Here is a 5402-nt window from a genome sequence, read left to right on the forward strand (position 1 = left end):
GCACCCGCGGCGCCGCGAACGCCTGTTCGCCCAGCTGTACCGGTACGCCGAGGACCCCGATCCCGACAGCCTGCTGGGTGCGCTGGCCGAGGTGCCGGCAGCGGGCGCGGTGGATCCGGTCGGCCAGTTGCCGGCGGTGCGCAACCGCCACAGGTCATCGGTGATCGACTCGTCGTCGCGGGCCGCAGCGCCCAGCACGAGCCGCCGCACCAGCCGCCACCATGCGACGACGAACTGCGCCGAGTCGAATCCCCCCGTTCCCAGCGCCCGGGTGGCGAAGCGCGACGCCTCCTCTTCGACGGCGTCCTGGAACGGTGCGGCCAGACGGTGCAACTCCGAGCCGGTGTCGAGGGCCGCCTCGTTGACCCGGCGGCGTTTGGCGCGGATGTCGCCGCGGGAGACCAGCACCGCGTGCGGCTGGAACTGCCCGAGCGCGTGGCGCTTCTCCCAGCTGGCCGGATCGAACGGATACGGCGACTGGTCGAGGACGCCGGCCACGTCGGCCGGATCGACGGGTACGACGATGCGCCGGCCGGGGATGGCCAGCACGACGGGTCCGCGCCCGAATCGGTGCCGCAGGGTCTGGAGCCGCCGCACCCCGCGGGCGTCGGCGTCGAACCGGTCCAGCAGGCCGACGACGTGCCTGCGCCGGGCAATGGGACCTGCCGCGATCGACGGCAGCCCGAGGTCGGCCAGTGCCGACAGCGCGTCGATCCCGGTGAGCCGGGGCGCGGAGGTCATTCGGCCCCGCGTCCTTCGCGGCTGTTGCGGTACGCGGCGCGCCGCAGCGAGGTCAGCCAGCGCGGCAGCAGACGCACCTCGGTGCCGCTGCGCACCGTCGGATCGAAGGGCTGGTCGCACCCCGGGTCGTCGGCGCAGAGCTCACGGTCGAACGTCAACGTCGCCAGGTTGACGAAAGGTCCTGTGCCGTAAGCCTGTTCGATGGTGAACTCGACGGTGTCGTGACGGACGCGCTCGCTGACCGCGGACAGCGACAGCCCGTCGCCGCCCAGCGGTGTCCGCATCCGGGCCCGCACCCAGAACAGGCCGTCGCGATAGCCGAGCGGCATCAGCGTCGAGTACTGCGCCGCCGGCCAGGACGCGACGGGTCGCAGCGCGACGCGGGCCGCCGACGACACCGTCAGCACGTCCCAGGGGTTCGGCCCGTCCGCGTCGGCCGGTATCCGCCAGGCCAGCCCCGCGAAATCCGGCAGGGCTCTCGGCGTCCCAACGCCCTTGGAGATGCGTCCGACGACCTCACCGGACACCAGCGGCAGGCCTTCACCGGCGGGCGCCAGACGCGTCACGGTGCCGCCGCAGAGAACACCGGTGGGGTGGAAGATCCTCTTGTCCCGCAGGGCTGCGCCGGCCCTCAGCGGCAACGTGGTCAGGTTCGAGATGGTCACGCCTCCTGTCTGCCCGCTTCCGGGCCGATGAAACGGGCCGCTCGGCACCCGCCGGGGTTCAGGCCACCACGCGGAACCGCTTCAGCGACGGGTCCGCCGGATCGGGGACGTTCATGCCGGCATCGACGCCCGACCGGAGGTAGTCGACGACGGTGTCGTTGAGACGCTCGCCCGGGATCGCGGCCGGAATGCCCGGCGGGTACGGGGTGATCTGCTCGGCCGAGACACGCCCGGCCGCCTGCCCGGCAGGCACCATCTCGGTCGCGCCGAAGAACGCGTCGCGCGGCAGCATCACGGTCTCCAGCTGCAGCTCGTCCGGTGCGGGGAGCTCGATGCGCGGCGGCCGGGTGAAGTCGTCGGCCGCCGACCGCCACGCGGTGAGGGCATCGAGCAGCCTGGCCGCGGTCGCGCTGTCGTCGGCGGTGGACAGGGTCGCGAGGATCCGGCGGTGGTCACTCATGCCGACGTCCACCCGGCAGTGCTCCCGCAGCCAGTCGTGCGCCTGGTAGCCGGTGGTGCCGGTGGCCGACACGTCGATCAGCACCTGCATCCGGTCGAGGTCGTGCGAGGCCTGCTCGCCGAGCAAATCGTCGTCCATCACCGTCACCTGCGGCAGGTCGTCGACGCTGGCGCGGACGGTGCGCGCGAGCTTCAGCGCGTCACCGAGCAGCACCTCCCCGCGCTCGACCATCTGCCGCCGCCAGCCGTCGATGGCCGAGTACACCAACACGTTCGGGCTGGTCGTCATCAGCAGGTCGGCGCAGGCGGTCAGGCGATTGCGGTCGATGAGGCCGCCCTGCACGTGGAACACCGAACCCTGCTCGAAGCCCATGCCCATCTTGTGCACGCTGACCACGCACACGTCGGCGCCGGCGTCCATCGCCCAGGTCGGCAGGTCCCGGTGGAACGGCAGGTGAGCGCCCCACGCCTCGTCGACGATCAGCGGTTTGCCGCGGCGGTGGCACACCTCGGCGATGCCGTACAGGTCGGCGCACGTGCCGTAGGGGCTCGGGCTGACGATGAGCGCACCGTCGGCGTCCGGGTGACGCCGCCATGCCTCCTCCACCTGCTCGGGCGACGGTGGGTGGGACAGGTGGCGCTCGGCGTCCCACTGCGGCGTGATCCATCGCGGCTGCAGACCGCCGAAGATCAGCCCGGCCACGATCGACTTGTGGCTGTCGCGGCTCACCAGCAGACCGTCACCCCCACCGGCGACCGCCATCATGGCAGCCTTCACCGACAACGAGCTGCCGCAGGTGGAGAAGTAGGCGTAGTCGGCTCCGACGGCGTCGGCCATCAGCTCCTCGGCAGTGGAGAGGAACCCGCCGCGCATCCGGCGGTCGTCCAGACCACCGCTGGCCAGCACGTCGCTGCGGAACGGTTCGCCACCCAGCACGTCGCGCACCCGTTCGTCGACGCCCCGGCCCTGCCGGTGCCCGGGCGGGGTGAAGCCGTAGCGATCGCGCCGGTGGTAATCGGTGAGCGCGTCGAGCATCGGTGCCTGTGACTGATCCACCACGGCGGCGTTCCCGTTGCGGTGACGGGCAAACCCGGCGGCGGTTTGAGCAGGGGCGCACCGGGTAAACCGCGCGCCATGCCCTCGCTGTGGACCGACAACCGGATCGAGACCCCGTCCACCCCGGACGAGGTGGCGCGGGTGGGCACCGCCGACGTCGTGGTGATCGGCGCCGGGATCACCGGCCTGACCACCGCGGTGCTGCTGGCACGCGCCGGCAAGAAGGTGGTGGTGGTCGAGGCGCGCCGGATCGGCGCCGGGACCACCGGCAACACCACCGGCAAGGTCAGCGTGCTGCAGGGCACCAAGCTCGCCCGCGTCCGCTCCAAGCACGGCCGTGACGTCCTCGGTGCCTACGTCACGGGCAACGCCGAGGGGCGGGACTGGCTGATCCGGTACTGCGACGACCATGGGCTGGACCACCAGCGCGAGGACGACCATTCCTACGCGCAGGGCGAATCCGGGATCAGCACGGCCCGCGACGTGCTGGCGGCGTGCCGGGACGCGGGCGTCGACGCGCAGTGGGTCGACGAGGCCGACGTGCCGTTCCCGTTCCGCGGCGGGGTGCGTGTGCGGGAGCAGGCGCAGATCGACCCGATGCCGTACCTCAACAGCCTGGTCACCGAACTGGAGAAGCACGGCGGCACCCTGCTGCAGGGGGTGCGGGCCACCACCGCGGCGGGCACCGGCCCCGTCCGGGTCCGGCTGCGGCTCACCGGCACCGAGCAGGACACCCGTGAGCAACAGTTCTCGATCGCCGCCGAGCACTGTGTGCTGGCGACCGGGACACCGATCCTGGACCGCGGCCTGTTCTTCGCGCGGGTCGAGCCGGAGCGGTCCTACTGCCTGGCGTTCGACGTCCCCGGCGACTTCACGACATCGATGTACATCGCCGTGGACAGCCCGACCCGCTCGGTGCGGTACGCCCCCACAGGGGCGGGCAACAAGTTGATCGTCGGCGGGGCGGGGCACACGGTCGGCAGGGCCGGCAACCCCCGAAAAGCGGTCGACGAACTGTCGCGCTGGGCCACGATGCACTATCCGGGCGCGGTGCGGACACATTACTGGTCGGCGCAGGATTACCATCCCGACGACGAGATCCCGTTCGTCGGCCCGATCCTTCCCGGATACGAGAGTCTGCTCGTGGCAACGGGTTTCGACAAATGGGGGATGACCAACGGGGTGGCGGCGGCGTTGGCGCTGTCAGCCAGGATCCTCGGCGGACGGATGGACTGGGCGCAGACCTTCGCGAGCTGGCGGACCCACGAGTTGCGCGGGATCCCGACCGCGCTGGAAGCGAACCTGAAGATCGGCCTGCACATGGTCAACGGCTGGCTCGGCCCGTCCCGCGGTCGCACCGGGACGCTCGCCGAAGGTGAGGGCGCGGTCGACGGCCCGCCGTGGCGGCGCCGGGCGACCAGCGTCGTCGACGGGGTGCAGCGCACGGTGTCGCCGGTGTGCCCGCATCTGCACGGGATCGTGAAATGGAACAACTCCGACTGCGCCTGGGAATGTCCCTTGCACGGTTCGCGGTTCGCCCCCGACGGCTCGTTGCTGGAGGGGCCGGCGACCCGCGGCCTGACCGGAAGCTAGCCGGTCAGGTGCGCAGCGTCTCGGAAGGGTTGCGGCCGTAGGCTTCCCGGTACATCGCCGCGAAGCGCCCGGTGTGGGCGAATCCCCAACGGGCCGCGATGATCTGGACCGTGGTGGCTCCGGCGTCGGCGTCGAGGAGCTCGCGGTGGGCATGGTCCAGGCGCACCCGACGCAGGTACTCCATCGGGGTCATGCCCAGGTGCCGGCGGAACATGTACTGCAGCGCACGGGGTGTGACGTGGATGCTCTCGGCGATGTCGGTCAGGGCGATGTCGCCGTCGGCGTTGCTCTCGATGAACGCGGCCGCGCGCCGCAGCAGCGGTGGCTTGGCGTCATTGCGGTCGGTCGGCGTGGGTTCGGTGGCGGCGTTGGTGGGCAGCGCGGAGAGCACCACGGCCGCCAGCATCGACGCGGTGGTGGACGCCACCAGGGGGGTCGGCGCGGGCCCGTCGGAGTGCACCACCGTGCGGACGTACTCGATGGCGGCGTTGAGCCGCTGTTCCGCCTGCGCCGACACCGGCCGGTGACCCAGCAGACGCACGGACCCGCCGCGGCCCCGCTGCGGCGCGGCGACCCTGTCCAGCAGCGTGGTGTCGAACATGGTCAGGTCGTAGGTGGCCTCGAAGACCCGGCCTGAGTAGGGCAGCTCCGGAGGTGAGAGCAGGGTGACGTCACCAGGGGCGAACACGTCCGGCGGCTCACCGGGGAAGTCCTCCTCGATGTGCCCGTCGTGCACCCGGCACAGGCAGATGCGGCCCAGCGGGGCGGCGTCGTAGGACATGCGGAAGGCGAGCCGGCATTCGTCGAAACTGACGGGTCCGAGCCAGCGCCGGTCGACGCGGGCGCACGCATCTTCCCCGTCCTCCGCGCTGATGGACATCTTGGTG

At 71.7% G+C, this 5402-nt stretch carries 4 protein-coding genes and 1 pseudogene; 1 reads left to right on the forward strand and 4 read right to left on the reverse strand.

The window, feature by feature from the left end:
• From ASJ79_RS17785 to ASJ79_RS17795, 3 genes and pseudogenes are all read right to left on the reverse strand, one after another.
• Nucleotides 1–741, reverse strand: a pseudogene (locus ASJ79_RS17785) (hypothetical protein); the annotation flags it as partial.
• Nucleotides 738–1406: a phosphodiesterase gene (locus tag ASJ79_RS17790; protein WP_067957797.1), complete on the reverse strand. Its 669-nt coding sequence runs from the start codon at nt 1404–1406 to the stop codon at nt 738–740. The pseudogene ASJ79_RS17785 and the gene ASJ79_RS17790, both read right to left, overlap by 4 nt.
• 58 nt (nt 1407–1464) lie before the next feature.
• Nucleotides 1465–2922 (reverse strand): aminotransferase class I/II-fold pyridoxal phosphate-dependent enzyme, encoded by a 1458-nt coding sequence (locus ASJ79_RS17795; RefSeq protein WP_067957803.1) that lies wholly within the window; start codon nt 2920–2922, stop codon nt 1465–1467.
• 78 nt (nt 2923–3000) lie between these two features.
• Between ASJ79_RS17795 and ASJ79_RS17800 the strand changes: the two genes are divergently transcribed.
• A complete protein-coding gene (locus ASJ79_RS17800) occupies nt 3001–4515 on the forward strand; it encodes an FAD-dependent oxidoreductase (RefSeq protein ID WP_067957800.1) in 1515 nt (504 codons plus the stop codon).
• A gap of 4 nt (nt 4516–4519) precedes the next feature.
• Here the strand turns inward: ASJ79_RS17800 and ASJ79_RS17805 are convergent.
• A partial coding sequence (locus ASJ79_RS17805; protein ID WP_067957807.1) for a helix-turn-helix domain-containing protein occupies nt 4520–5402 on the reverse strand: 883 nt, incomplete at its 5' end.

Source organism: Mycobacterium sp. NAZ190054 (assembly GCF_001545925.1).
Classification (GTDB): Bacteria; Actinomycetota; Actinomycetes; order Mycobacteriales; family Mycobacteriaceae; genus Mycobacterium.